The sequence below is a fragment of the Paraburkholderia agricolaris genome, from assembly GCF_009455635.1.
GTDB classification, from domain to species: domain Bacteria; phylum Pseudomonadota; class Gammaproteobacteria; order Burkholderiales; family Burkholderiaceae; genus Paraburkholderia; species Paraburkholderia agricolaris.
In genome coordinates this window covers 2,235,622-2,260,852 of the sequence record NZ_QPER01000001.1, presented here as the reverse complement: position 1 = coordinate 2,260,852, position 25,231 = coordinate 2,235,622, and the positions used below count along the sequence as shown (strand labels likewise).

The 25,231-nt window shown below is 60.2% G+C and carries 18 protein-coding genes and 2 pseudogenes; 5 read left to right on the top strand and 15 right to left on the bottom strand.

Annotated elements, in window-relative coordinates; genetic code table 11:
* The first annotated feature begins 6 nt into the window (after positions 1-6).
* From GH665_RS10185 to atzF, 3 genes and pseudogenes are all read left to right on the top strand, one after another.
* A complete protein-coding gene (locus GH665_RS10185) occupies positions 7-648 on the top strand; it encodes an urea amidolyase associated protein UAAP2 (protein ID WP_153135761.1) in 642 nt (213 codons plus the stop codon).
* A 175-nt stretch (positions 649-823) separates the two neighbouring features.
* Positions 824-4,423 carry an urea carboxylase gene (gene uca, locus GH665_RS10180; protein ID WP_153135760.1) on the top strand — a complete coding sequence of 1,200 codons (3,600 nt, stop codon included), beginning with the start codon at positions 824-826 and terminating at the stop codon, positions 4,421-4,423.
* A gap of 19 nt (positions 4,424-4,442) precedes the next feature.
* A pseudogene (gene atzF / locus GH665_RS10175) lies at positions 4,443-6,249 on the top strand (allophanate hydrolase).
* Between the two features lie 134 nt (positions 6,250-6,383).
* On the opposite strand, the gene GH665_RS10170 reads toward atzF, so the two are convergent.
* The 3 genes from GH665_RS10170 to GH665_RS10160 all read right to left on the bottom strand — a co-directional run bounded on the left by GH665_RS10170 (position 6,384) and on the right by GH665_RS10160 (position 10,495).
* Entirely contained in the window at positions 6,384-7,415 is a 1,032-nt protein-coding gene (locus GH665_RS10170) for a Rieske 2Fe-2S domain-containing protein (RefSeq protein ID WP_153135759.1), read from the bottom strand.
* A gap of 127 nt (positions 7,416-7,542) precedes the next feature.
* The gene (locus tag GH665_RS10165; protein WP_153135758.1) at positions 7,543-9,249 is read right to left on the bottom strand and encodes an FAD-dependent oxidoreductase; all 1,707 of its coding nucleotides are present in this window, start codon (positions 9,247-9,249) and stop codon (positions 7,543-7,545) included.
* 37 nt (positions 9,250-9,286) lie between these two features.
* Positions 9,287-10,495, bottom strand: a complete 1,209-nt coding sequence (locus GH665_RS10160; RefSeq protein ID WP_153135757.1) for a Rieske 2Fe-2S domain-containing protein — start codon at positions 10,493-10,495, stop codon at positions 9,287-9,289.
* 146 nt (positions 10,496-10,641) lie between these two features.
* Here GH665_RS10160 and GH665_RS10155 point away from each other — a divergent pair, with 146 nt between their 5' ends.
* Positions 10,642-11,511, top strand: a complete 870-nt coding sequence (locus tag GH665_RS10155) for a LysR family transcriptional regulator (protein WP_153135756.1) — start codon at positions 10,642-10,644, stop codon at positions 11,509-11,511.
* Between the two features lie 111 nt (positions 11,512-11,622).
* Here GH665_RS10155 and GH665_RS10150 read toward each other — a convergent pair whose 3' ends face one another.
* Positions 11,623-13,833 carry an oleate hydratase gene (locus tag GH665_RS10150; RefSeq protein WP_246216185.1) on the bottom strand — a complete coding sequence of 737 codons (2,211 nt, stop codon included), beginning with the start codon at positions 13,831-13,833 and terminating at the stop codon, positions 11,623-11,625.
* A 62-nt stretch (positions 13,834-13,895) separates the two neighbouring features.
* On the opposite strand from GH665_RS10150, the gene GH665_RS10145 reads away from it, so the two are divergent.
* A complete protein-coding gene (locus GH665_RS10145; RefSeq protein ID WP_153135755.1) occupies positions 13,896-15,077 on the top strand; it encodes an MFS transporter in 1,182 nt (393 codons plus the stop codon).
* A 122-nt stretch (positions 15,078-15,199) separates the two neighbouring features.
* On the opposite strand, the gene GH665_RS10140 is transcribed toward GH665_RS10145, so the two are convergent.
* The 11 genes and pseudogenes from GH665_RS10140 to urtB all read right to left on the bottom strand — a co-directional run bounded on the left by GH665_RS10140 (position 15,200) and on the right by urtB (position 25,221).
* Positions 15,200-15,787 carry a TetR/AcrR family transcriptional regulator gene (locus tag GH665_RS10140; protein ID WP_153135754.1) on the bottom strand — a complete coding sequence of 196 codons (588 nt, stop codon included), beginning with the start codon at positions 15,785-15,787 and terminating at the stop codon, positions 15,200-15,202.
* A gap of 217 nt (positions 15,788-16,004) precedes the next feature.
* Positions 16,005-16,175 (bottom strand): annotated as a pseudogene (locus GH665_RS10135) (LysE family transporter); the annotation flags it as partial.
* Positions 16,176-16,257: 82 nt separating this feature from the next.
* The gene (locus tag GH665_RS10130; protein ID WP_153135752.1) at positions 16,258-16,911 is read right to left on the bottom strand and encodes an ANTAR domain-containing response regulator; all 654 of its coding nucleotides are present in this window, start codon (positions 16,909-16,911) and stop codon (positions 16,258-16,260) included.
* A complete protein-coding gene (locus GH665_RS10125) occupies positions 16,912-18,066 on the bottom strand; it encodes a transporter substrate-binding domain-containing protein (protein ID WP_153135751.1) in 1,155 nt (384 codons plus the stop codon).
* A 96-nt stretch (positions 18,067-18,162) separates the two neighbouring features.
* Positions 18,163-19,890, bottom strand: a complete 1,728-nt coding sequence (locus GH665_RS10120; protein WP_153135750.1) for a nitric oxide reductase activation protein NorD — start codon at positions 19,888-19,890, stop codon at positions 18,163-18,165.
* Positions 19,880-20,689: a CbbQ/NirQ/NorQ/GpvN family protein gene (locus GH665_RS10115; protein WP_153135749.1), complete on the bottom strand. Its 810-nt coding sequence runs from the start codon at positions 20,687-20,689 to the stop codon at positions 19,880-19,882. The genes GH665_RS10120 and GH665_RS10115 overlap by 11 nt, the downstream gene beginning before the upstream one ends.
* A gap of 22 nt (positions 20,690-20,711) precedes the next feature.
* Entirely contained in the window at positions 20,712-21,749 is a 1,038-nt protein-coding gene (locus GH665_RS10110; protein ID WP_153135748.1) for an aliphatic amidase, read from the bottom strand.
* A gap of 29 nt (positions 21,750-21,778) precedes the next feature.
* The gene (gene urtE / locus GH665_RS10105) at positions 21,779-22,468 is read right to left on the bottom strand and encodes an urea ABC transporter ATP-binding subunit UrtE (RefSeq protein ID WP_153135747.1); all 690 of its coding nucleotides are present in this window, start codon (positions 22,466-22,468) and stop codon (positions 21,779-21,781) included.
* A 13-nt stretch (positions 22,469-22,481) separates the two neighbouring features.
* Positions 22,482-23,222: an urea ABC transporter ATP-binding protein UrtD gene (gene urtD / locus GH665_RS10100; protein WP_153138355.1), complete on the bottom strand. Its 741-nt coding sequence runs from the start codon at positions 23,220-23,222 to the stop codon at positions 22,482-22,484.
* A gap of 59 nt (positions 23,223-23,281) precedes the next feature.
* A complete protein-coding gene (gene urtC / locus GH665_RS10095; protein WP_153135746.1) occupies positions 23,282-24,319 on the bottom strand; it encodes an urea ABC transporter permease subunit UrtC in 1,038 nt (345 codons plus the stop codon).
* On the bottom strand, positions 24,316-25,221 hold the full coding sequence (urtB, locus tag GH665_RS10090; protein ID WP_153135745.1) for an urea ABC transporter permease subunit UrtB: 906 nt from the start codon (positions 25,219-25,221) through the stop codon (positions 24,316-24,318). The genes urtC and urtB overlap by 4 nt, the downstream gene beginning before the upstream one ends.
* Positions 25,222-25,231: the final 10 nt, after the last annotated feature.

Below are 25,231 nucleotides of genomic sequence, written 5' to 3'. Positions count from 1 at the left end.
GACACCATGACAACAACGCTTACCGTCAGCGACAAACGCCCCGAACATGCGGTCTTTCGCGAGACACTCGCGGCCGGTGAACCGTGGCTTCACGAACTGAAAACCGGGCAGACGCTGCGCATTCTCGACCTGGAAGGCAATCAGGCCGTCGATACGCTGTTCTACAGTCTTGCAGATCCGCGCGAGCGTTTCGACCCGCAACGCACGCTGCGCCGGCAGAAAAACCTGTATCTGACGACCGGGACCGTGCTGTATTCGAACCTTGGCAATCCGATGCTGACGATCGTCGCCGACACCTGCGGCCGCCACGATACGCTCGGCGGCGCCTGCGCACAGGAAAGCAACACGGTTCGCTACGCACTGGAAAAGCGCTACATGCATAGCTGCCGCGACAATTACCTGCGTGCCTGCGCGCACGACGGACGTTTGTCGAAGCGCGATATCGGCGCGAATATCAACTTCTTCATGAACGTGCCCGTGACGTCCGAAGGCGGTCTTACATTCGAAGACGGCATCTCGGCGCCGGGCAAGTATGTCGAATTGCGCGCGGAAATGGACGTGATCGTGCTGATCTCCAACTGCCCGCAGTTGAACAATCCGTGCAACGCCTATAACCCGACACCCGCGGAGTTGCTGATATGGAACTGAAGCGTATCCGCAACTGGCTTTATTTCGTCATGCTGGTTCGCGCCGGACGACATGGCACCCGCACGCGCGAACAACTGACCCACGCAAATCGCTGACATGGGCCTCTGCCGCGGACGACCGCGGCATGCAATTCCCACGTGGCGGGACGACCCGCCCATGAATCCAGTCCCCTCTCATGTTCGAGAAAATCCTGATCGCCAATCGTGGTGCCATTGCGTGCCGCATCCTCAGAACGCTGCGTGAACTCGATGTAACAGGCGTCGCCGTCTACGCGGAAGCGGATCGTGCGAGCCTCCATGTGAGCGAGGCGCCTATCGCGCACGGTCTCGGCGACGGTCCGGCCTCCGCCACCTACCTCGACACGGGAAAGATCCTCGAGATCGCCCGCCGCGAAAACGTCCAGGCAATCCATCCGGGCTACGGGTTCCTGTCCGAGAATGCGGCCTTTGGCGAAGCGTGCCAGGCGGCGGGCATCGAGTTCATCGGACCGACGCCAGACCAGTTGCGGGCGTTTGGCCTGAAGCACACGGCCCGTGGGATCGCCGCGGACCAGGGTGTGCCGATGCTCAATGGCACGGGCTTGCTGGACGATCTCGCCGCCGCACTGGCAGCGGCCGCGGCGATCGGCTACCCCGTGATGCTGAAAAGCACGGCGGGCGGCGGCGGCATCGGCATGCGGGTGTGCTGGAACGTCGACGAACTGCGTGCGTATTTCGAGGTAGTCAAGCGCCTTGGCCAGAACAACTTCAGCGATGCAGGCGTGTTCCTCGAAAAGTACATCGAACGGGCGCGGCATCTGGAAGTGCAGGTATTCGGCGACGGCCGCGGCGACGCGATCGCCCTCGGCGTGCGCGACTGTTCGGTGCAACGGCGCAACCAGAAGGTGCTCGAAGAAACGCCCGCGCCTAATCTGCCGGACGGCATGTCGGCCGCCTTGTGCGACGCCGCGGTGAAGCTCGCGAAAGCGGTCAGTTACCGTTCCGCCGGCACGGTCGAATTCGTCTACGACAGCGCCGCGCAGCAGTTTTATTTCCTCGAGGTGAACACGCGTCTGCAAGTCGAACACGGCGTCACCGAGCAGGTCTGGGGCGTGGATCTGGTGCGCTGGATGATCGAACTGGCGGCGGGCACGCTCGCGCCGTTGGAGGAACTCGCCGCGGGTTTGAAGCCACAGGGGCACGCGATTCAGGCACGGCTCTATGCCGAGGACCCGGGCCGTGACTTCAAGCCGAGCCCGGGCTTGCTGACCGATGTCGCGTTTCCGCCCGCCGACGGCCGCGCGCTGCGCATCGATACGTGGATCGAGGCCGGCTGCGAAGTACCGCCCTACTTCGACCCGATGCTTGCCAAGGTGATTGCGTGGTCGCCAACGCGCGACGCGGCACGCCTCGCGCTCGCTGACGCGTTGCAGAAGACGCGCCTCTATGGCGTGGAGACGAACCGCGACTATCTGCGGCAGATCCTCGACGATCATCCGTTTGCGTCCGGCGAGCCGTGGACGCGCTGCCTCGAAGGTCTGAAGTATCGGGCGAGCACGCTCGAAGTCATCAGCGCCGGCACGCAGACAACCGTGCAGGATCATCCCGGCCGTCTCGGCTATTGGGCGGTCGGCATTCCGCCATCCGGTCCGATGGACGACCGTGCGCTGCGGCTCGGCAACCGTCTGCTTGGCAACGGCGCCGACGCTGCCGCGCTCGAAATTACGATGAGTGGGCCGACCTTGCGGTTTAACACGGACGCGGTCGTCGTCGTGACGGGTGCGAATTTGCCCGTGCTGCTCGACGATATCGAACAGCCGTTGAACACGACCCTCCTGGTTGCCGCCGGTTCGACGCTCGCGCTCGGCACCATTCGCGGCGCGGGCGCTCGGGCCTATCTGTGCGTGCGCGGCGGCTTCGACGTCGCGGTGTATCTCGGCAGCCGCAGCACCTTCACGCTAGGCCAGTTCGGCGGGCATGGCGGACGAGCGCTGCGTGCGGGCGATGTGCTGCATCTTCATCCGTTGCAGGACGGGCATGCGGGCGCGGTACTCGCTAACCTTCCCGCGCTGGAAACCGTGCGCACGCTGCGGGTGATCTATGGTCCGCATGGCGCGCCGGAGTACTTCAGCCCGCGTTATGTCGAGCAGTTTTTCGACACCGAATGGGAGATCCATTTCAACTCCAGCCGCACCGGCGTGCGTCTGATCGGACCGAAGCCCGAGTGGTCGCGCGAGGACGGCGGCGAGGCGGGGCTGCATCCATCGAACATCCACGACAACCCCTATGCGGTCGGTGCGGTCGATTTCACCGGCGACATGCCTGTGATTCTCGGCCCCGATGGTCCGAGCCTTGGCGGTTTCGTCTGTCCGGTGACGATCATCGAGGCAGATCTCTGGCAAATCGGCCAGTTGAAGGCCGGCGACAAGGTGCGCTTCGTGCCGGTGCAGATCGACGCCGCGCGTGAGGCTGCACGCCAACGTCTGCGTGAATTGCAAACGCTCGAATTCGAGCCGCAAGCGGCATTCACGAAGACCGCAGCGCTCACCTCGCCTATCGTCCTCGAAACCGGTGCGGATCGCGAACGGCTCGTCGCGCGGGTTTCCGGCGATACGCATCTGCTGCTCGAAATCGGCCCGACGGAGCTCGATCTCGCCTTGCGTTTCCGGGGTCACGCGCTGATGCAGTCGCTCGAAGCGATGGCGCTTGCCGGCGTGATCGATCTGACACCCGGCATCCGCTCGCTGCAGATTCACTATCAGCCAGAAAGCCTGCCGCTTTCGCAGTTGCTCGCGATCGTCGAGCGCGCATGGCAGGACGTTCTGTTGCAGAAGAACTTGCGTGTACCGTCGCGGATCGTGCATTTGCCGCTGTCGTGGGACGATCCCGCGTGCCGTCTCGCGATCGACAAATACATGACCACGGTACGCAAGGACGCCCCCTGGTGTCCGAGCAATCTCGAGTTTATCCGCCGCATCAACGACCTCGATTCGATCGATGCGGTCAAACAGATCGTCTTCGATGCCAGCTATCTCGTGATGGGGCTCGGCGACGTGTATCTCGGCGCGCCGGTCGCGACGCCGCTCGATCCTCGTCACCGGCTGGTGACAACCAAGTACAACCCGGCGCGCACGTGGACGGCGGAGAACTCGGTCGGTATCGGCGGCGCGTATCTATGCGTGTACGGGATGGAGGGGCCAGGCGGTTATCAGTTCGTCGGCCGCACATTGCAGATGTGGAATCGCTATCGCGAAGTCGCGGATTTCGAGGGGCGGCCGTACCTGTTACGCTTCTTCGATCAGATCCGTTTCTATGAAGTCCCTGCCGATGAGTTGCTGCGCATCCGTGCGGACTTCCCGCTCGGGCGCTATCCGTTGAAGATCGATGAGACCGAGTTGTCGCTGACCGACTATCAAACGTTTCTCACGCGTGAATCTGCCGGCATCCAGCAATTCCGCGCGCGCCAGCAAGCCGCGTTTCAAGCTGAACGTGAGCGCTGGCGCGAAGGGGGAACCACGGATGAGAGTTTCGACGCGCCAGTCGTTGAGAGCGCGGAATTGGCACCGCTGCAAGACGGTGAAATTGCGGTGGACAGCGAGATTGCCGGCAGCCTCTGGCAAGTGCGGGTGTCGCCCGGCGATAGGGTCGAAGCAGGCGACGTGCTGCTTATCATCGAGTCGATGAAAATGGAGATCTCCGTGTGCGCACCGTATGCGGGAATGGTCAGCGAGATTCACGTGGCGCCCGGTTCGCCGGTGCGCGCCGGGCAGCGCGTTGCCGTCATCAAACGTCTTTGACTATTCGGAGAAAACACGGATGTCTTCATTCGATCTGCGCCTGTCCACGCTGCGCACCTCTTACCGCACCGGGACGCATACGCCGCGCAAGCTGATCGGCGAGTTGCTGACGAAAGCCGCCGCACTGAATCCCGAGTTTCATCTGTTCATCCACCTTCTGAGCGAAGCCGAAGTCGCGCCGTATCTGGATTGGCTCGAAACACAGGATATTGAAGCATTGCCGCTTTATGGCGTTCCGTTCGCGATCAAGGACAACATCGATCTGGCCGGCGTTCCGACAACGGCCGCGTGCCCCGCCTTCGCCTATACGCCGGCCGAGTCGGCGACACTCGTCGCCCGGTTGATCGCGCTAGGCGCCGTGCCGCTCGGCAAGACCAATCTCGATCAGTTCGCCACCGGTCTGAACGGCACGCGTTCACCGTACGGCAAGTGCCGTAACAGCGTGCACCCTGACTATCCATCGGGCGGCTCGAGTGCGGGGTCGTCGCTAGCCGTCGCACTGGGCGTCGCGAGCTTCGCGCTCGGCACCGATACCGCAGGTTCGGGCCGTGTGCCGGCAGGCTTGAACAACCTCGTTGGACTCAAGGCGAGCAAAGGCCTGCTATCGACCGCCGGTGTAGTGCCGGCCTGCCGCACGCTCGATTGCGCGACGTACTTCACCGCAACCGCGCGAGAAGCCAGCGAACTGCTCGCACTGACCGCCCAAGTCGATCCCCGCGATGCATACAGCCGCAAGAACCCGCAATGGAACGACGCACGCGCGTTCGGCAGGCTCGCTACATTCCGGTTCGGCGTGCCGTCGCAACTCGAATTCGCGGGCTGCGCGGAAAGCCCGGCGTTGTTTGCGAAGGCTCGTGCGATGCTCGAAGCGGCGGGCGGCGAAGCCGTCGAAATCGACTTCGCGCCGTTCGTCGAAGCGGCAAACCTGCTTTACGAAGGCCCTTGGGTCGCGGAGCGCTACAGCGTCGTGGACGAGTTGCTGGAAGCGAACCCGGAGGCCGTATTGCCGGTTATTCGCGACGTGCTGGCGAAGGCGCCGGGGTCCACCGCCGTCGAACTCTTTCGTGCGCAATATCGCCTGCAGGCATTGAAGGCGATCTGCGACGCGGCGCTTGAACCACTCGACTTTGTTCTCACGCCGACGTATCCGCGGCTCCGTTACGCTGGCGGAGCTTGAACGCGATCCGATCCGGCCAAACTCGTTACTCGGCTACTACACGAACTTCATGAATCTGCTCGACTATGCCGCCGTCGCGACGCCGACCGCGTTCATGGCGAATGGTCTGCCATGGGGCGTCACGGTGTTCGGCCGCGCGTTCACGGATCAATATCTGCTAAGCGTGGCGGACACGTTGCAACGAATGAGCGGAATTGAATGTGTCGGCGGTGGCAAATCCGATACGAACGATAGGCATCAGGCGAATAACGATCGCGTGAAGGTCGCGGTGTGCGGCGCGCATATGCAGGGTTTGCCGCTCAATCGTGACCTGGTATGCCGTGGCGCACGCCTCGTGGAGGCCACGCAAACTGCGCCGCATTATCGGTTGTCTGCGCTGGCGGCCGCACCGGATAGCACAAGACGCCCTGGAATGCGGCGAGTGTCAGACGGCGGCACGGCGATCGCGATTGAGGTCTGGGAAATGCCCAGCCTGGAATTAGGTTCGTTCATCACGACCATTCCTTCTCCGCTTGCGCTGGGGAAGATTGAACTATCAAATGGCGAGTGGGTGACAGGGTTCGTGTGCGAGTCATATGGACTGGAATCCGGGGCCGATATCACGGAGTTTGGCGGCTGGCGAGCATGGCTCGCCAGGGAGCACAAATGAAGCACACAAAAGCACCTGCGATTTTCATCGGCCGTCCAACCAGGCACGGATGTCAACCTGGGCCGATGGTAGGTCAACACTTCAAGGTCAGTACCCGGTCACGGCTACACATCCGCACTCCAGCGAAAGGATCGTCAGGCGTAGAATTGCGCGAACCAACGACGGAATTCCATGATCTTCCCGTCGCCGTCGCATAAAAGAGGCGTGCGCAAATAGATTTTGTTATCCCAGATTGGCAGGTCGGCCAGTACACCGGCATACGGACCGCACCATCCAATCTGTTCCTCGATGAGATCCTCGAGCATCGCCTGCCGAACGGTGTCGTGCTGGTAATCCGGATGGAGGAACGTAAAGCGTAATCGCGTCATTTCGGCTTCCGCAGGGGTGATCGTGATTAACATAATCAATTTCACGTGACGCTCCATGCGAACAACCTGTAATCCAGGGCCTATCTGTTCGAAATGCACAGAGAAGAGGCAATCGACCTTGTCACCGTTCGCATCGGTCAGTGTCATCGGCCCCTCGATAGCCGTCGTACGAAGCTGGCCGTCGTACGTCGAGTTGATATCCAACGATGCCGCTTGTCCGTGCACATATTTCAGGTGAACGGTATCCACGCTGTTCTCTGCGATCTCCTGTGGGACGGTCCTGATCTCGAACAACTGACTGTGTCTTGAGCGCCAGTTGTCATCAATCGCCTCTGGAACCGACGTGATTTCCCACAATGGACGGTCGCCGTTCGGGTGATACCAGGCCCATATCATCCGGTTCATTTCCACGACCGGCAATCCTTTCAAGGCCGGCTCACGTATGAGCTTACCGGGCAGCGCACTCGCATAAGGGATATTGCGGCAGTAACCTTGATGGTCAAAGCCCCAATTGTGGAATGGACAACGGAGCAACCCGCCTTCTATCTTGCCGCCAATTGCCAGATGAGCACCGAGATGTGGGCAATGTGGTTCAAACATGCCGACGTTGCCCTCATCGTCCCGGAAAATTACCCACTCGCGTCCGAAGCGGCGCACCGAAGTGACGGTTCCGTTCTCCAGCTCCTCCGACAGCAGCACGCAAAACCAGCCATAGGGCACCGCAAGGCCATATCTAGACCGATGCGTTTGAAGTTCGGTGTTGTTCCCGGTACCCTGACATTCATTCGCCAACGCCATCAATTACCTCGCTCAAGCTTTGCTTATTTAATACGCTATGGGTTGTCGTAATCTGTGCAGCCCCGTCGTGACCCGTGCAGGAAATCCGCACGAATACCCTGTCCTTTTTCATTAGCAATTGGTCCAGTCATTCGACGAGCGTCGTGCCCGAAAGGTGTTTCGCCGCCTGATACGCGAACGTCATGGCCGGCCCCAGCGTTGAACCCGGTCCCGGATACGCGGGCAGGATCGCAGCAGCGCAGTTGCCTGTCGCATAGAGACCCGGTATGGGATGGCCCTGTTCGTCCCGTACCTGCCCATTGGGGTCGATATCCAGACCGCCGTTGGTTCCGAACTCGCCCAGGTAGATCCTCACCGCATAGAACGGACCCTGATGGATCGGCGCGAGACACGGATTGGGCTTGACCGACGGATCCGCGTAGTAGCGGTCGTATTCGCTGTCGCCCCGGCCAAACTCCTCGTCTTTGCCGTTGGACGCAAAGCGGTTGAAGCGTTCGACGGTATCCGACAGTCCTGAGATATCGATGCCGACCTTACGCGCGAGTGCATCCAGCGTATCCGCCTTCGTGAGGAAGGTTTCGTCGAAATAGGCCTTCGGTATGCGCCGATCCGGCATGAGCTTCGAGGTCAGAATTGGGCTGACGATGTACTTTCTGCGGAAATCGGCATCGAAGATGATCCACAGGTCGCTGGTGTCGATCCCCGACTGATGAAGACGGTGGCATTCCCGTACGTACATCTGGTAGTTCATCGATTCGTTAGCGACGCGCTTGCCGCGCTTGTCCACGACGATGCTGCCCGGATACGACTTCTCCATGATCGATGGATAAGGATAAGGAATCCCAGGAACACGAAATGTCGGTACCCACCATGCTCCGCTCATGCGGGTCAGGCGCGCACCATGGCGCTGCGCAATCTCAATCGGCTTGCCGTGGTTGCCTTTATGCGTCGTCGTCCAGCTCGCGTGCGTGGGTGCAGGAAGGTAAGTTTCCCGCATGCGCTGGTTCTGTTCGAAGCCCCCCGACGCCAGGATGATGCCGCGCCGGCATTGAATGGCCCGTTGACGGCCGTTCGTATTGACGACAATGCCCTGCACCGTACCCTTCTCGGTCACCAGATCGACCATCTCTGTGTTTCGGTCAAGAGACATACCACGCTCGTCCATCGACCAGAGAAGGCGCGCCACGCCCGCGCTCCCACATGTGGCCCGTCGCGAGCGGTGAGTTCGCAATCGTTGCGGAAGATCGAAAAAGTACTGTGCCAGAAGCTTCGCGGCAAGCCAGCGCCAACCTGGCGTCTGAACGTTGAATACGTGCGCCTCGGTCTGCGTCATCGGCACGCGGCCCAGCATCTTCAGGATCGGATGATGGTCCCGCAAATATCGCCCACCGCCGCGGAGCACGGATATGTTCATCGGCTCCGGCTCAATCGATCGATGCCCAGGACGTGAACCGGGCAGCGTAGAGAAATAGTCGGGGTAATGCGCGAGAGAGCGATACCGGACACGCGTACGGGCATGCAGAAAACGTAGCATCTTCGGCGCGTTTCGCAGGTAGGTTTCGATCATCTCGACCGGTACGACACCGTCCGGGTCCGTTGCCAGCACGTACGCACGCGCATCGTCGTAGCTGTCCTTAATCCCTTCGGCCTCGGCATACGGATTACCTGGAACCCAGACGCCACCGCCGCTCAGTGCGCTGGTGCCTCCCACCTGATCGGACGATTCGATGACCAGCACGTCCTTGATCCCCATCTCGTACAGGCAGAGTGCGGCAGTCAGACCGCCATTTCCCGAGCCGACAACAACCACATCGTGGCTTTCGGTCCAATTCATGTGTTTTCCCCTCGTCATACGCGTATGTGTTGCCGTTTCACGGGCGGGTGAAATCCAGGTCGTAGCCGTCGACCATCGCCTGGTACCCTGGTGTAAAGAACGTCGACTTCCACCAGCCGGTATAGCGCTCGACGAGTTTGTCTTTGCCCCGCAGCGCCGGATTGAACAAGCGGATCTTGTCCGCCGTATAGAACGGCGGATCCTCCTGCCCTACGTACAGATGATTGGCCAGCATGTGCGCCTGCAAGCCAAGCGCGTTGAGAATGGTCTGCACCGGCCGTGAATTGAACGTTTTGATTGTGCGTGCCCCATGGCACATGAAGAGTTCATAGGTGTAGGGGTCAATGGGCGTGACGTATAGCCAGGAAAGGAGATCGATCCCGAACTGCGGCTCCCACCAGCGACTCTTGGCGAGCCCGGGGCCAATCCCTGCCGCAGTAACGTGCGTGAGCACCTCGGGCAACTTCCTGGTGACAGACGGTTGGGCAAGAAACCGGCGCAACCGGCGCCAGTTGCCGGCGCGCGGATATTGAGGGTCCACCTTCCCGACATTGCGCAACGGAATCTCAAAACTGAAGAAACACGACTGACCGTCATCGGCCACCTTGAAGTCGTGGTCGCTGACGGGCTCCGGGGTGCCATGCACGGTCTGGAAGTGCATGTAATCCGAATTCGCCATTAACGGAACGAGCATGTCGCCCTGAAAGACCCCGACTGATTGGACGTCGTAGAGGAATGCATCTTCGTCTACCTCCGCAAACGCGAGATCCGGCACGGGCAATGGAGCCGTTGCGCCGTCGCGCTGCCGCAGAGCGAGCACGAAGCCGTGGTATTCGATCGTCGGGTAAATTTTCAGATCGAAGCGCCCCGGCGGATGTTCGGCGCAGCGATCCGCCTGTCTTTGGGGATCGAACTTCAGGTGATGATATGGGCAGGTAATAACGCCATTTTCCAGGCAACCGCCGTTTCGGTAACTGTCGAAGTGCGCCCCCAGATGTGGGCAGTGCGCTTGGGTAACAATAACTTTCCGCGTTTCCGGATGGCGGTAAATCACGACATCTTCGCCAAAAAATTTCCTGGACATAAGTCGGTCGGTACTGACTTTTTCGGAAAAAGCAATAACAAACCATCCTTCAGGATAAGGATCCACGTGCGGATTTTCCTGCAGCAGATCGTACAAGCGCTTACGTCGACTGTCCGTGTTATTGATTTTTGCATGTCTCGGTTGCGAAATCAGTCGATCCATTTCCGTACCTCGATTTAATTAAAGTTAATACTTATGCAGTAGTCATACTTTTATGGCCTCGCGCTTCCGGATGCCGAGTTGAATTGGTAGTATAAAAACATCGACATAATGCCGACATGAGTTATTTCGCAACGTGAAATGCAAAAATGCACACCTTGATAAAATGGGACGATTTACGATTTTTTCTCGCAACGGCTCAGGCTGGATCGTATTCGGGGGCTAGCAAAAGGCTTCGGGTGGATCGCACGACTGTTGCGCGGAGAATCGAGGCACTTGAGCGGGTGGTGGGCAAGCGATTGCTTACGCAAGACGGGAGCGTGATTCGCGTGACGGATACGGGCCGGGCGGTGTTAGCCGCGTCTCAACAGGTAAGCACCACGATCGAAGCATTGGAGGCGACCCTGCAGGGGCGAGGGCAAGAAATAGAGGGGACAGTGAGAATTGCCGTGTCGCTTGGCCTCGGCGATGCATTTATCGACGATATTGTCGCCGTGCAGGATCGGCATCCCGGCATCCGCATCGAGTTGGTATGCGTCGCAGATCCGATGCGACTTGTCGACGACCGTGAGGCGGATTTGGGCATTGCCGAACGTTATGACCGCCCCGAGAAGTTCGATTGCGCGTTGCTGGGGAATCTCGAAGTTGCGCTCTACGGCTCGGCCGAAGGTGACCCGTCGCAACGCTCTGCGTCATGGGTGGGTTGGAGCGATTTTGCGCCACGTCCGTTTCTCGATTGGGTTCACGAGAGTATTGGCCACAACGCGACGATCAGCGCCCGTGTCAACACGTGGGACGCGCTCAAGCGGGTTGCACTTGCGGGGTCAGGCGTGGCGCCGCTGTGGTGCATGCTAGCCGGGAACGACCCACGTTTGCGAAGACTACCCAGCACTCTTGATCACTACATCGCACTGTGGCTCGTGGCACCCGCGGATGTTGCCCGGCAGACGCCACAGAACGCGGTCTGGCAGTTTCTTTGCGAACGTATCCCGGGCAAGCTTGAGGCGCTGGATGGGTGACGCTCGTGAGTTACGACACGATCCGGCGCCGGGGCGACAAGTTCGGCGCCGGCTTCGCGCTTCGCGCATCACATCAAGGCTGCGCGCCGCAAGCCGGCACACGCCGCAGCGCTAACTCCTGCGAGAAGAGAAGCTCTCCCTGATCTGTTCCAGCCAACCTCCGATTGCACCAAGCGCCTGACCACCCTTGCCGAGTAGACGCCCCAGTTCGTCTTCCACTGTTTCGCGCGTGGAACCCTCATGATCCGGAAGCGGCGGCAGGATATGGGCATAGTAGGTCTTGCCCAGCACCCGATGCAGTAGCCGTTCGCCGGGGAAAGGTTCATTGTTGTTCAGCGCCCGCGCGGCCTTCAGTATCGAGCGGATATCGTACTGCGTCGGACTGATGTCCGGCACCTGCTTGCGCAGGCCGAGCAGCGTATAAACAGCGATACGCGCGGTACGGATCGAGCTGTCCATCGTAAAGATGATGTCGTTCGACGTTTCCACGAACTGCCCCATCAAACCGAGATTGGTGCACCCGCGAGGCACCACGTGCGGCCGGTCGCCTGCCGCGCGCGGCATGAACATCGCCGTGATGTACGGCATCAGCGCCAGACGAACTTTGGTGTTCGCGACCACCGCATCGATCTGATCCGCAATGCCGAGGTGATAGCAAAGTTCGGCCAGAATCTCGTGCCCCGTGCAGGCCGGCATCGGCTTTTTAACGTGGTTACCGTCCTTGTCCATCAATAACGCATAGGCCCACAGTACCAGCACGTCCTTCGGCTGATCGGGGAAATGAGGCTGACGGTTGCAGGTCACGCTCAGCACCCAGTTGGAATCGGTGAAGGTGATAATTCCGCCGGTTACCGTCTTGCCCGAATAGGGGTCGTTGACCGAAAGCTCCTTGAGTCGCTCGACCAGCGGCGACGGCTGGCAGGTGAGCGTGACCGATTCCCACATCGACCGGTCGGTATCGCCGTAGAATTTTTCGGGCTTGCCGAAGACCGGCGATTTCGTGGCAAGGTTCTTCCACAACGCCCAGTCACTCTCGTCACCGGGATCGTGTCTGCTGCGTTCGAGCACCGGTGCATGATCCATGTCGCCATACGCCGTGCCCTCGGTCATCGAGCCGGTCAGTGCGAACACCACGTCTTTCGGGCCGACGGGAATGACAGTGTCGACGCCGCTGACCCGGGCCCGGATTCCCGTCACCGTATGGGCTTCACCATCGACGCTCATATCAAGGTCATAGGCACGCGTGCCGAACTGCACCTTCACGCCGCGTTGCGTGAGGTGGTTGACGAGTGGGCGGACCAGGCTGTCGAACTGGTTGTATTTCGGGAACACCAGTGCCGACATATCCGCCAGCCCATCGATCGCGTCGAGGAAACGATGCATGTAAAGCTTCATCTCGAGCAGACTCTGCCAGTTCTCGAATGCGAACATCGAACGCCAGAAATACCAGAAGTTGGTCTCGAGGAAACCCGGGCTGAAATATTGCTCGATGGTGATGTCGTCCAGATCTTCCTTGCGCTTCAGCAGCAGGCGGATTAGTTCCCATTGCTGCGATTTCGACAGGCCGAACGTGGAAAAATCGCGAACCTGGCCCTGCTTGTGCATGAGCCGGGCCTTGGAATAATTGGGATCGTTGTCATTGACGAGCCGATACTCGTCAAGCACGCTATACCCTTCAGGTAGTTCGAGCGCCTGAATATCCTGGAACAGATCCCAGAGATTGTCATAGTTCCAGTTCATCTCGCGGCCACCGCGGATGATATAGCCCTCCTCAGGATTGCCCGCGCCATCGAGCGAGCCGCCCTCGACCTGCAGCGCGTCCAGTATGGTGATATCCGCACCCGCCATGCCGCCGTCGCGGATCATGTAGAACGCTGCGGCAAGACCGGCGATGCCGCTGCCGATAATCCATGCCTTGCGCCCCTCCACTGCCTGACCTGGCACCGGCCGATTGCGCATGTAGGCGCCCATCATGTCCGGTGGTGGAAGCGCGTTAGCCGGGCTGTTATGCCAGTAGGCGGTCGAGGCGTCGGCCTCAACGGTGAAGACCTTTCCGGGCTCGTTGACGGGTTCAGTTGTGCTCATGACACCTCTCTCAGATGAATCGGAATTCTGCGCGCGACCGCTACCTGAAGGCAAGCGGATGCTAACCGGATGAGCGACTGACATTCCCTGGCACCGCCATACGCGCCTTTCGCATATTTGTGAGGTTTGAATGTCACAGGAATACATATCGACAAAAGCCCTGCAGTTGCAGCCTTCCGTCAATTTCGGTAATGTCCAGTCTTCAGGGATAACCGAAGGTCGCACCTCGAAACCCAACTGACTGACGATGACGCACCCGGCCTGTTCGCCGCGTCATCCCTCACATCGGACGGGATTTCATGGACACGCGCGTGTACCTGCTGGCAGCCACAGTCTTTCTGGCCGGCATCGACGAAAACATCTGCATCGGCATTCTGCCGTCAATCGCAACGGACCTTCATGTCTCGCTTGCGTCTGCTGGGCAACTGACCACCATCTTTTCCTGCACCTTCGCACTGACCGCGTTCTGCGTGTCGGCGTGGCTATCGCATCGGGAACGCAAACGCCTGCTGCTGTACGCCTTGGGCGCTTTCGCGTTCAGCAATCTGCTGGCAGCCCTCTCTCCCGATTACGTCGTTCTGTTCGCGGCACGAATCTTGATGGCCGCCAGTTGCGCAACGGTGATCCTGCTGGCCACAACGCTTGCCACCGAACTCACACCCGCCGCCCGTCACGGACGGGCTATCGGGATTATTTTCATGGGCATCAGCGGCTCGCTGGTGCTCGGTGTTCCAGTAGGCATGGTCATCAACAACTGGGCCGGCTGGCGTGCGGTATTCGGCTGCATCGCTATTCTGGCATTGCCGCTCGCCGGCTATCTCGCGTGCCGGCTGCCGCGGTCCGCGTCGCGCAAATCAATCTCCGTTCGAACCTGTTGGACCCAGCTCACGCATCCGCGAATGCTTACCGGGCAACTGGTCTCTGTTGCGATGATCGGCGGGCACTTTACGCTGTTCGCCTATCTGACACCGTATGTGCAGGCCCTGTATTCGCCTGGCGCGGCCACGTTGACTCTGCTGTATGTCGCCTTCGGCGTGGCGGGCGTCATAGGCGCGTGGCTGGGGGGCTGGTTTTCCGATCGGGCAGGCGCGGCGCGTGCGCTGACCTGTTGCCCTGCGGTCTTTTTGTTGACCATGGCCATACTCCCTGCGACTAGCCGCACGCCCCTGCTCTTCCTGCCCGCCATGATGCTGTGGGGATGCCTGAGCTGGTCCATTTCGCCGATCGTCCAGAACTACCTGATACGCAGCGCGCCGGCTCAGGCCGACGTCAGCATCGGCATCAACGTTTCCGCAATGCATCTTGGCGTGGCCTTGGGCGCGGGCCTCGGGGGGCTTCTGGTGGACAATGGTGCGTTGCTCAGCACACCGTGGGCAGGCTGCGCTGTGGTTGCGATCGCTCTATGCCTCGCCTGGACCTCGACGAGGACGCGCTCGGCAAGCTTTGGTGAACCGCCGCACCATGTGAAGGCAGGCGAATAGCTTGCCGCCGTCCTGTCACCAGGCAGACGGTGCGCGCCGCAGCAATACCCTCCATGCGTCCGACAAACTCCTGTTAAGCAGTTCTATTCGTTAGCTGGTGTAAACAGTCCTGTCGATAGACGTCAACGGGAAAGCGAGTCGATAGCAAAGGTCTTGAATCTGTTGAACGCCTTTTTGTTGCCGTCGACCTTGGTGCGAATCAGCATTCCCTCGTACGCGTCGATCAGAAAGGCTGCGGCGTCTTTTGGGTTTATAGATGGATCAATCTCACCCGCGAGCTGCGCCTGTTTGAGCAAACCTTGAAGCTGCTTTTCCCAGCTTGAAAACACGGCGGCAAGCTTTGCGCGGAACTGCGGCGTGCGCGCGCGTGCTGTCTGTCCAAGTACGCCATACAGACATCCACCCAGTGGCGTTTCCGCGAGATGAATGCGCTCGACCTCATCGAAATAATTTCTTAGCCGTTGTAGCGGACTCACCGACACATCGTTGAGGATGACGTCCCGCAGTTCGACGTAGTGCCGCTCATATGCCTCCAGTACTGCAGCGGCAAATTCCTCCTTGCTCTTGAAGAAGTAGTAGAACGAGCCCTTGGGAACGGCCGCGGCATCGAGAATGGCGTTCAGGCCAATCCCGTCATACCCATTGACAATCATGGACTTAAGCCCCTCGGCGACAAGTTTCGCCCGTGTGTCGTGATTCGCTTTGCTCATCGCCAGTAGACCAGTTTACTATTGCTTGATAGTAGGTCAGGCAATCGGCAAAAGCAACGAAATCTGGAGGTCGGTTTCCCGTAGGAAATGAAGGGTCAGCCGTTGATAGTGGAGACCAACGGCTTATATAGCGAGTCGATTTTTGAAGAACTGCTACGTGCTGGACAGCTTCGTTTTTGAGGGAGAAACAGAAAATATGGCGCTGCCGTCCGTTATTTCAGTGAGAAGTCGACCCGGCGAGCCTGATGCCAAATGCGACAAAGACATCACCCGTCAGACGATCTAGCGTCTTCACGGCAGCCGGCCGCCGCAAGAATCTGCTCAACGGAACCGTAGCGGCAATCAAGACGCTGAACCAAACGAGTGTCAGCAGCACATGAAGGCAAGCGAGGAAAAAACAGTAGCCCGATGTAGTCGCACAATCAGCGCGACACCCACGTCAGACCGCGCCTAACCCCATCAAACCGCGTCTAACGCCCAATTGAGAGTATCTCGTCAGCCGCGACGATCGCAGACGCGATCTCTTCGACCGACACGCGTTTGCCCATCGCCTGATCGCGAATGGCTTTGTACGCCTCCGGCTTGCTGATGCCATGCTGCCGCATCAGGATTTCCTGCGCTTCAGCGATCTTGCGAGCGCCATAAACCCGCTCTTCAAGCCGCGCGATACGTTTGTTGAGCTTCTTCAGATCGCCCGATATCTGGCGGGCCAGCACAAGCGCACTCAATACACCGAATGAACGTACAGGTGCCGCGACGATCGCCTTCGCGCCGACTCGCAGCACGGCGTCGATAATGGTCGGATTCTCGTAATTGACCACGGCGACCACCGAGGGAGCATCGTCGGCATCGCACCACGCGAAATCGTAGGTGATGGTATCGGGATACAAGCCAATGAACACCAGATCGCTGCCCGGCACGGGTGTATCGAGCGGCGGCCAGAAACAATGTACCTGGCAACCGATTCGCTGCAACTGTTGCATCAGCAATTCGCCGTCGCGATCGTGCGGATGAAATACGCACACATGCAGCGAACGCAGATCCCTCAGAACCTGCGAGCCGGCACGAGTCGACGAGGATATCGCGTCGGTACCGCCGCGGACACCTTCATCGTTGGTGCGCATTCAATTCTCCACCGGGGTCATACGGAGCGTCCAGTCGCCTAGCGAATGCGCGACGAGATACGGGTCCGGATACACAGCGTTGCGCGTTTCGCGCAGGATCGTGAATTGTCCGTTTGCATTGGCCTGGCCGATACGCGGATACAGAGACGCGTGATGGTTCGACGGTTCGATGCGGACCTGTCCTTGCGGCGCGTCGATACTCGCCCCTAGCAAAGCGGGCATCAGCGCATCGATATCGTCGCTGCCGCTCGCACGCATGGCGTTGGCAAACAGGTGGACCTGGAAGTAGGCGGCTTCCCAACACGCATTCGGTGCGATCTGCTCACCGAATCCCTCGCGAAAGCGTGCGAGGCAGGCACGATTGAGGTCGCTGTCGATCGATTGGAAATATGGCGCCGAGGTGTAGTGTCCGGCCGCGATTTCTCCGCCCATCTGCGCGATCTCGACTTCGGTGGTAGTGAGGCTGCCGATAGGCAACCTGTCCGGATCAAAGCCCGCCCGCGCATACGCGCGATAAAAGTTTTGCGTCGCATTGCCGACCACGGTAGAGAAAATGAAGTCGGGCTTCACAATGCGGATATCGGCTAGCACGTCAGCAAAATCCTCCTCGGATGCGTTAAGCGGCACATAGCGCTCACCGACCTTCTCACCACCAGGATGCTGGCTCACGAGGTCTGCCATGATGCGGTTCGACTCGTAGGGATAGATATAGTCGGAGCCGACCAGATAGACGCGCGGTCCGAACGACGACGTCATGAACTCGGCGAGTTGCACGCTATTCTGGTTCGGCGCCGCGCCCGTGTAGATCAGGTGCTCGGAAAATTCGAACCCCTCGTACAGAGTCGAATAGAACAACAGGCGGTTCCAGCGCTCGACGACCGGAATGACCGCCTTGCGGGTGCTGGACATATAGCACCCAAAGATTACCTTGACGTTGTCGCTGGTAATCAGGCGCTCGGCTAGCTGGCTATAGACGCGTGGCTCGGAGCGAGGATCGTAGCGCACTGGCACGATCTCGCGTCCATTGATGCCGCCGGCGTGGTTGATCTGATCGATAGCGAATAGCGTGCCGAACAACTGCGACGATTCGATCGACGACGTCACGCCGGTCTCTGAGTACAGCACGCCCACTTTGACAGGGTCAGTGTGTGCCACGATGTTAAATCCTCAGCTCGTTAGGACCGGCTGCTAGCCGGCTTCGCAAGCTATCGTAACGCAAAGCCACGCGCAGAAAGAAACCCGCGGCCGATTTCATCGCCCCGCAACCTTCGCCAGCACGCGCTCAAGGGCGGCGCTCAAACCACTGCCGTGCGGCAGAGTCGCACAGTTGCCATGCCCGAAAATCGATGCGACCGCCGCATGCGCCTCGTCATCGAGGCTGATGCAATGCGTCCGGATGCCTTGCGCGTCCAGCATCTGCACGGCGTGACGGGCGTCCTCGAGCAGATAGCGCGGATCGAACACGTCGATGTCCGAGGGCTCGCCATCTGTGACGAGCAGAATGCTCTTTGACGCATTGGTTTCACGTGCAAGGCAATGCCCCGCATGACGCAGTGCAGCACCGATACGCGTCGACCATGCCGGACGCAGCGCGTGCAAGCGCTGGCGCTGTGGCGCGGCATACGGTGTGCCGAATTCCTTCAGCTTCACATAACGTACCGCGGACCGGCCGTTCGACGCAAAACCATGCAGGGCAATGCGGTGGCGGGCACCATCGAACGCCGAAGCGATGCGCTCGGCTGCAATCTTCTCGCGATCCAGCAGGCTCAACGCCGAGGCGTCGACCTGCCGCCCGGTGGACATCGACAGATCCAGCAGCAGGAGCACCGAGGCGGGACGCGGTTCACGGCCCGCGCGGGTATAAACGCGGCCATCCGGCTCCCGCTTGCCGCGCCGCGCGCTCATATGCTCGATCAACGCGTCCAGATCAAAATCGTCACCATCGATCTGACGTCTCAGACGCCGTGCGCTGAAAGTCTGCCGCCACCTCGGCTGGAGCCGCTGACTCGGGCCGGACGACGGCCGGAGAGTATGCTGCTGCCCGGCGCACGCCGGCGACTCCAGCGGCGCCGCGCCTTCCACGACGGTGACCCAGTCTTCACGCAGCGTCTCAGTGCGGTAGTTCCATTCCGGATACAGGCGAGTCACGACCTCCTGTTGCACGGTCGCGCCGGAGTTACGCAAGTCGGCTTCGTCGCTCGTGCCGAGTTCCGCCCCGCCACACAGCTCCCCGCTTTCGGTGCGCGCGACATTGACCGGTTCCGTCTCGTCGAACCGCCACAGGAAGCTGTTGTCATCACGATACGGCGGCTCGACCTGATAGGACGACGCGTCGAGGCGCACGCGCATCTGGCCGAGGTCGTTCGCGAGAATCGCGGCAGCCTCTTCAAAATGGACAACTTCATGAAGGTCACGGCATGCCGCGTAGAACAACTCGCGGCCCTTGTTGACCCAGTGATGCGGATCAATGTACGCGGGTTCATGCAACGCCCAGCCAAGACGCGCGGCCAGCGCTGAAAAACTCAGCCCCTCTGCGTATCGCACAGCGCTCGCACGATGAAACCGGCCCCATAGCACTCGCAGACCGGGGTAGTCGCGCATCATCAGGCACTCGACACGTGCATCCTCGATCAGCGAAAGCATCGCCACCAGCAACGGCTTGCGCTTCTCAACAGGACGGTCTGAGGTCGAATAACGAAGATGACCGAACGCATGCGCAAGCGTTGCGTTGGCGAGGCCGCGTGCATCGCTGTCAAGCGTGGACGGCGGCAGGATGATCGAGGTCCGTGTGAGCGCCGCGCGAACGGGACCATGCGTTCCCTTGTCGTCTTCTGCAAACGTATCGACGTTGATGCTGCCCAGGCCAAAGCCGCGCGCGTACAACGCCAACGCCTCGATCGACACACCGGCACCGTCGGGCGCGCCATGCGGCAATGCACACACCCACCCTTCCCCGGACACGCCCACGTCACGTTCCAAAGTGCGCCTCCACAAAACCGTCCAGCGCGTGCAGCACGTCCTCCTCGTCACTGATGGGACGCGTCATCGCGATCCGGCAGGCAGCGTGCGGATCGATACCCTGGCTGATCAGCCCGGCGGCATGAATCAGCATGCGCGTGGAGATGCCCTCGTCCAGCGCACGGCCGCGCAGTTCGCGCGACTGCCGGGCAATCCCGACGAGACGAGTCGCCGTATCGCTATCGACCGCCCCCTCCCGCATCACGATCTCGGTTTCGATTTCCTTATGCGGATAGTGAAAATCGAGTGCGCCGAAGCGCTGCCGGGTGGACATCTTCAGGTCTTTCGCGCTGCTCTGATAGCCTGGGTTATACGACATCACCAGTTGAAAGTCCGCATGCGCGAGCACCAGTTCGCCGCGCCGGTCGAGCGGCAACGCGCGGCGGTGATCCGCCAGCGGATGGATCACCACGGTCGTGTCGGCACGTGCTTCCACCACCTCGTCGAGATAGCAGATCGCGCCGCAGCGCACCGCGGTAGTCAGGGGACCGTCGTGCCAGACTGTGCCGTTTGCGTCCAGCAGAAAGCGGCCCACCAGATCCGATGCGCTCAGATCCTCGTTACAGGCAATCGCGATCAGCGGTTTGCGCAGTCGCCACGCCATATACTCGATGAAACGCGTCTTGCCGCAGCCTGTTGGCCCCTTGAGAATGATCGGCATACGGCGCGCATAGGCCGCCTCGAACAACTCGACCTCGCGCCCGGCAGGCCGGTAGTACGGCTCGCTCGCAATCAGATAGGGTTTGATACGTTCATCCATAGCGTGGCTTCGTACCGCAAGGTTAGCGATGAGACGGGACTTCTGTCGGGATGCCCTCGATCGGACATTCAGGCGTACCTGGCGCTGAACGCGTGATTGCTTCGACCGCCTTGCGGGTGCCCTCGGGGTCCTGAATCCAGTCGCCGTAGAACTTGAATGGGCATACCGCCACCCCGTTCACGTTTTCGCCCGAATTGATCGTGCCCGTGTAACCGCGGTGCAAGAGCTTGTACAGATGGTTCTGCGACTGCATGTTGCGGCGTGCATCGCGAAGCAGGCTCACCGACAGTTCCGCGTACTGCACGCCCATCTCCTCTTCGCCACACTCCCCGAGCGTACGGCCATCGAAACCGACAATCGCCGAATGTCCGAAGTACGAGTAGACGCCGTCCCAGCCGGTTGCATTGGCCACCGCAACGTAGGTGTTGTTCATCCATGCCATGGTCTTGGCGACCATCACCTGTTGCTCCTTGGCCGGATACATATAGCCCTGGCAGCGCACGATCAGCTCAGCCCCACGCATCGCACAATCGCGCCAGATCTCCGGATAGTTGCCATCGTCGCAAATGATCAGGCTGATCTTCATGCCCTTCGGACCGTCCGACACGTAGGTACAGTCGCCCGGATACCAGCCTTCGACCGGCACCCATGGCATGATCTTGCGGTACTTCTGCACGATCTCACCCTGGTTGTTCATCAGGATCAGCGTGTTGTACGGCGCCTTGTTCGGATGCTCCTCATGACGCTCGCCGGTGAGGGAGAACACACCCCAGACATTGGCCTTGCGGCATGCCGCCGCGAAAATTTCGGTTTCCTCGCCGGGGACGGTCGCCGCGGTCTCGTACATTTCCTTCGAGTCGTACATGATGCCGTGCGTTGAATACTCCGGAAAAATCACCAGATCCATGCCCGGCAGCCCCTGCTTCATGCCGGTAACCATCTCCGCAATCTTGCGTGCATTTGCCAGCACTTCGGCCTTGGTGTGCAGTCTCGGCATCTTGTAGTTGACTACCGCTACGCCAACGCAATCCTTGCTGCTCGAAATATCGCCGTGTCGCATTACTGTCTCTCCAACGTTGATTGCCGGTGTTACACCGTAAGGAAGGAGCGAACCTCGTCGAGGTCCACCTCTTCGCGATCCGCTTCGCGCACGATCCGTCCGCCGTCGATCACGAGAAGACGATCGGCCAGTTCGAGCGCAAAACTCAAAACCTGTTCGGACACCAGGAGTGCGATGCCCAGTTCGCGCCGGAGCGCCGTAAGCGAGCGGGCAATCTCCTTGACGATCGAAGGCTGGATGCCTTCGGTCGGCTCGTCGAGGATCAGCACACTCGGCTTCGACACCAGCGCGCGGGCAATCGCAATCTGCTGCTGTTGACCGCCGGACAGATTGCCGCCCCTGCGCTCGCGCATCTCGGCGAGCACAGGGAAGAAGTCGTAAATGAAGTCGGGGATTTTTTCGTAGCGGCCCGTTTCGAGACCGGTCAGCAGGTTTTCTTCAACCGTCAGTTGCGGGAAAATCATCCGGCCCTGCGGCACGAACGCGAGACCCGCGCGGACGCGCCGATAGCTCGGCTGGCGCGCGAGTTCGACCCCGTCGAGCGTGATGGAGCCCGAACGCGCATCGATCATGCCGATCATCGCTTTGAGCAAGGTGCTTTTACCCATGCCATTGCGCCCTACGAGGGCCAGTGAACGCCCTGTCCCGACGTTTAGCGACACGTCATGAATCACCTGGCTTTCGCCGTAGTACACATTGAGATTCGCTACGTTCAACATGACCGTTCCCCGCTCATTGGCCCAGGTACACTTCAATCACGCGCGGGTCGGCCTGGATCTGGTCGATGCCCCCCTCCGCCAGCACGCGCCCCTGATGCAGCACGGTGACACGCTGCGCGATCGACCGGACAAAGTCCATGTCGTGTTCGATCACCACCAGCGACTTGCCGAGCGCAATGGTGCGCAGCAACTCAGCGGTCTGTTCGCGCTCCTTCGGCGACATGCCGGCCACCGGTTCGTCGAGCAGCAGCAGCGCCGGGTTCTGCACCAGCAGCATGCCGATCTCGAGCCACTGCTTCTGTCCATGCGAGAGGCGTCCGGCCTTCATGCGCAGGTGTGCCGTCAGACGGATCTGCTCGGCCACCACTTCGATCTGCTCACGAACGGCCGGCGTGCGGCGAAAGAACAACGAGCGGCGGATGCTGTGTGCCTGCGGAATCGAAATCTCCAGGTTTTCCTGAACGCTCAGGTCTTCGTAGATCGATGGATTCTGGAATTTTCGCCCCACCCCGGCGCGCACGATCTGGAATTCCGGCAAGCGGGTCAGCTCGACGCCGCGAAACCGCACGCTGCCGGCGCTCGCGCGCGTCTTGCCGCAGATCAGATCGAGCAAGGTGGTCTTGCCCGCGCCGTTCGGCCCAATCACGACGCGCAATTCCCGTTCGTCGATGCGAAGCGATAGCGAATCGACCGCCTTGAAGCCGTCGAATGAGACCGTCACGTTGTCAATGTCGAGCATGCTGTCGTGTGTCATTGAAACCGTGCCGCTACCCGCGAGACTGTTTGGCGGCACAGCAACCTGTAAAGGCTGGTTCATGCGGCGTCCCCCTTGTGGAGCAAGCGCTCTGCAAGACCCGCCACGCCTCTGGGCATCGCCGCGACGACCAGAATGAACATGGCGCCGAGGAAGAACAGCCATGCTTCGGGAAAGCGTTCGGACAGGTACGATTTCATGAACCCCACCACCACAGCGCCCGTCACCGCGCCCGACACCGACAGACGTCCACCAACCGCTGCGTAGATCACCATCTCCACCGAGGCAACCGCCCCGATAGAATTCGGACTCACGAGTCCGACCTGCACCGTGAAAAGCGCGCCGCCGATCGACGACAGTACCGCCGATACCGCAAACACGAACGCCTTGATCATCGCCGTGTCGTATCCGGAGAAGCGCACACGGTCTTCGCGGTCACGCACGGCGATAAGGATCTTGCCGAAGCGCGTACCGATCAGCCAGTTGCCGAAGGCCATGGCGATCAGGACCAGAACGGCCTCCACCAGGTAGATGTGCAGCTTGGCCGGATCGCTGATGACGTCGGCGCCAAGCAGGGTCTTGAAGTCCGTGATGCCGTTCGCGCCGCCCGTGTCGCCCTGCTGCCCCACAATCAGCACCGTCATCGTCAAGGCAAGGGCCAGCGTGACGATTGCAAAGTAGACGCCGCTCACGCGTTTCATGAAGAGCGCGTACGAAAGGGGAAACGCGACCATCACGGGCACCAGCACGATCGCGAGGACGGCGACCGGAAAGTGGGCAAACGGCACCCACCACCACGGCAGCTTGTCGACGCTGCTCCACACCATGAAATCGGGCAGCGCCGGCGCGGACGCTTCCAGCTTCAGGAACATCGCCATCGCATAGCCACCAATGCCGAAAAAAATACCTTGTCCAAGGCTCAGGATGCCGCAGTAGCCCCAGCTCAGGACAATGCCGATCGCCACCAGCGCGAATGCCAGATACTTGCCGAACTCGCCGATCCAGAACGGTTCGAGTAATAGCGGAAACGCCAGCAGAAGCACCACTGCAGTGATGAACCAGGCGCTCCATGAGAGAGTTTTCGAGGTTAGTTTCACGATGTCCGTACCTTTGAAACAAATAACCCGTTCGGCCGGAAATACAACACCACGATCAGCAGCAGCATGATCGACACCTTCGCCATCGAACCACTCATCAGGTATTCGAGTGTGGTCTGCGATTGCGCGATCACGAAGCCCGATGCAGCGGTGCCGAGCAGGCTGCTGATTCCGCCGAAGACGACCACAATGAACGAGTCGACAATGTAGAGCTGGCCGGTGCCCGGGTTGGTCGAACCGATCATCGTGAACGCCGCGCCCGCGATACCGGCCAGACCCGAGCCGAGTGCAAACGTCAGCGCGTCGACTCGATGAATGTCGATACCGACCGCCGAACTCATCTTGCGGTTCTGCGTCACGGCACGAGCCCTCAGACCCCAGCGCGTGCGGTACAGAATCGCCCACACAGACAATGCAACCACCGCGGTGAGACCGATGATGAAGATCCGGTTGAGCGGTAACTGGATCCCCGGCACCGGTTCCCAGGCACCGCTCAACCAGGCGGTCAGCGGACTCGACACTTCCTGGGCGCCGAAAATCGAGCGATAGGCCTGCTGCAGGATCAGGCTCAGCCCCCAGGTCGCAAGCAGTGTGTCGAGCGGCCGGTCGTAGAAGTGACGGATAAACAGACGTTCGAGCAGGTAGCCGAAGGCGAACGTCGAACAGAACGCCACGACAATGGCAACGAACAGGTAGATGCCCATCAGACCGGGCAAATAAAGCTCGAAAAAGCGCGCCGTCAGGTAAGTCATATACGCGCCGAGCGCCATCAGCTCGCCATGGGCCATGTTGATCACGCCCATCAGGCCGAATACGATCGCCAGACCCAGCGCCATCAGCAACAGGATGGTGAAGCTGCTGAGCCCGTTGAAGAGCTGCATTGCGAAGATGTCGGGTGTCATGCGTCGCTCG

Excerpts from the sequence above, each read along its gene's own strand:
- GH665_RS10115 (WP_153135749.1), bottom strand. The coding sequence starts at position 20,689 with ATGGATGAACGTATCAAACCCTATCTGATTGCGAGCGAGCCGTACTAC.
- GH665_RS10145 (WP_153135755.1), top strand. The coding sequence starts at position 13,896 with ATGGACACGCGCGTGTACCTGCTGGCAGCCACAGTCTTTCTGGCCGGC.
- uca (WP_153135760.1), top strand. The coding sequence starts at position 824 with ATGTTCGAGAAAATCCTGATCGCCAATCGTGGTGCCATTGCGTGCCGC.
- urtE (WP_153135747.1), bottom strand. The coding sequence starts at position 22,468 with ATGTTGAACGTAGCGAATCTCAATGTGTACTACGGCGAAAGCCAGGTG.
- GH665_RS10155 (WP_153135756.1), top strand. The coding sequence starts at position 10,642 with ATGCACACCTTGATAAAATGGGACGATTTACGATTTTTTCTCGCAACG.
- GH665_RS10140 (WP_153135754.1), bottom strand. The coding sequence starts at position 15,787 with ATGAGCAAAGCGAATCACGACACACGGGCGAAACTTGTCGCCGAGGGG.
- GH665_RS10165 (WP_153135758.1), bottom strand. The coding sequence starts at position 9,249 with ATGAATTGGACCGAAAGCCACGATGTGGTTGTTGTCGGCTCGGGAAAT.
- GH665_RS10130 (WP_153135752.1), bottom strand. The coding sequence starts at position 16,911 with ATGCGCACCAACGATGAAGGTGTCCGCGGCGGTACCGACGCGATATCC.
- GH665_RS10170 (WP_153135759.1), bottom strand. The coding sequence starts at position 7,415 with ATGGCGTTGGCGAATGAATGTCAGGGTACCGGGAACAACACCGAACTT.
- GH665_RS10185 (WP_153135761.1), top strand. The coding sequence starts at position 7 with ATGACAACAACGCTTACCGTCAGCGACAAACGCCCCGAACATGCGGTC.
- GH665_RS10160 (WP_153135757.1), bottom strand. The coding sequence starts at position 10,495 with ATGGATCGACTGATTTCGCAACCGAGACATGCAAAAATCAATAACACG.
- urtB (WP_153135745.1), bottom strand. The coding sequence starts at position 25,221 with ATGACACCCGACATCTTCGCAATGCAGCTCTTCAACGGGCTCAGCAGC.
- urtD (WP_153138355.1), bottom strand. The coding sequence starts at position 23,222 with ATGACACACGACAGCATGCTCGACATTGACAACGTGACGGTCTCATTC.
- GH665_RS10110 (WP_153135748.1), bottom strand. The coding sequence starts at position 21,749 with ATGCGACACGGCGATATTTCGAGCAGCAAGGATTGCGTTGGCGTAGCG.